1 protein-coding gene is annotated in these 360 nt (G+C 74.7%); it reads left to right on the top strand.

Annotated elements, in window-relative coordinates; translation table 11 throughout:
* On the top strand, nt 1-360 hold a 360-nt coding region (locus ACLZOT_RS50600; RefSeq protein WP_416976068.1), incomplete at both ends, for a beta-ketoacyl synthase N-terminal-like domain-containing protein.

Raw genomic sequence — 360 nt, 5'->3', positions numbered from 1 at the left:
GTCCCCGCACGGGGTGGGCGTCGAGGCGCACTGGAAGGCCACCGCGGACGGCACCAGCAGCCTGGGGCCCGTCACGCGGGCGGGCTGCGACCAGCTGCCGCTGCGGGTGGCGGGCGAGGTGCGGGGCGTCGAGGCGGCCGAGACGGTCGAGGAGCGCTACCTCGTGCAGACCGACCGGTTCACGCACTTCGCGCTGTCCGCGACCCAGTTCGCGCTGGACGACGCCCGGTTCGGACGGGCCGACGTCGAGTCGCCGTACTCGGTCGGCGTGGTCACCGCCGCGGGTTCCGGCGGCGGTGAGTTCGGACAGCGGGAGCTGCAGAACCTGTGGAGCCAGGGCTCGCGGTACGTCGGCCCGTA

The sequence above is a fragment of the Streptomyces sp. 4F14 genome (genome assembly GCF_048159485.1).
Classification (GTDB): Bacteria; Actinomycetota; Actinomycetes; order Streptomycetales; family Streptomycetaceae; genus Streptomyces.
This window is presented reverse-complemented; position numbering and strand designations above follow the sequence as displayed.